This is a genomic window from Streptomyces longisporoflavus (assembly GCF_014649775.1).
Classification (GTDB): Bacteria; Actinomycetota; Actinomycetes; order Streptomycetales; family Streptomycetaceae; genus Streptomyces; species Streptomyces longisporoflavus.
This window is the reverse complement of record NZ_BMTR01000112.1, coordinates 1-1,313: the sequence shown is the minus strand read 5'-3', so window position 1 is coordinate 1,313 and position 1,313 is coordinate 1. Positions and strand designations below refer to the sequence as shown.

The window sequence follows — 1,313 nt, the reverse complement described above, 5'->3', positions numbered from 1 at the left end:
GCATGGAGGGTGTAGACGACCGTACGGCCCCTGCGGATATTGGGGTTTGGCTCCCAGCGTGGTGACATAGACCAACTGTAGTACGCTGCTCGGTATGAAGATCGTGACGCAGGTGAAGCTGATGCCGGAGGCCGACCACGCCGCCGCGCTGCGCTCCACCCTGCGCACGGTCAACGACCTGGCGTGCCGGGTGTCCGAAGAGGCATTCGCCCGAGGCGTTCCGCGTGAGTACGAGCTGCGCAAGCACACCTACCCGCGCCTCAAGGCCGAAGGGCTCGGGGCGCAGGCGGCGCAACACGTGATCAAGAAGGTGCGCGACGCGTACACGACGCTGCACGCCAACATCCGTGCCGGGAACCTCGGCAAGCCGAAGTCGAAGCGGCGGATCAAGGCTGAGTCCAAGCCGATCACGTTCCGCCCGCAGGCCGCGCAGCCGTACGACGATCGGTGTTTGAGCTGGCAGTACGACCAGCAGACGGTATCGATCTGGACGACCGCCGGGCGCATCAAGAACGTCCGCTTCGTCTGCTCCGCCGATGCGCTCAAGATGCTCCGGCAGCACCGCAAGGGCGAAAGCGACCTGATCGAGCGTGACGGCGTCTTCTGCCTGATCGCCACCTGCGACGTGCCCGAGGCCGAGACGTACGAGCCGGACGGCTTCATCGGCGTGGATCTCGGCATCGTCAACATCGCCACCACGTCCACCGGCTACCAGGCCGCCGGGCGCGGCCTCAACCGGTACCGCAAGCGACAGCTTGCCCTGCGGGCCAAGCTCCAGAAGAAGCGCACCAAGTCCGCCAAGCGCCGGTTGAAGGAGCGCTCTCGCCGCGAACAGCGGCACGTCAAGAACACCAACCACGTCATCGCCAAGACGATCGTGACCGAGGCTGAACGCACCTCGTCCGGGATCTCCCTGGAAGAACTCAAGGGAATCCGGCAGAGGGTACGGCTCCGCAAGCCCCAACGGGTCGCGCTCCATTCCTGGGCCTTCGCCCAGCTCGGAGACTTCATCGTCTACAAGGCCAAGCGGGCAGGCGTGCCCCTGGTCTTCGTTGATCCGGCATACACGTCGCAGATGTGCTCCCAATGCCGGCACATCGACAAGCGCAACCGTGTCGACCAGGGGCTTTTCATCTGCCGGGGGTGCGGGGTCGTTGCCCACGCCGACCGGAATGCTTCCCACAACATCGCCCAACGCGGCGAGACCGTGTGGAATGCGGGGCGTGAGTCACGGGTCCCTGCCACCCCATAGGGGTGTCTGGACGGAGGAGGCCACGTCACCGCCAGTGACGCCCTACCTCCAAGCCCGGTCC

At 65.7% G+C, this 1,313-nt stretch carries 1 protein-coding gene; it reads left to right on the top strand.

The genetic code is table 11. The features are described 5' to 3' along the window. Nucleotides 1-94 precede the first annotated feature (94 nt). On the top strand, nucleotides 95-1,252 hold the full coding sequence (locus IE226_RS43615; protein ID WP_190087089.1) for an RNA-guided endonuclease InsQ/TnpB family protein: 1,158 nt from the start codon (nucleotides 95-97) through the stop codon (nucleotides 1,250-1,252). Nucleotides 1,253-1,313: the final 61 nt, after the last annotated feature.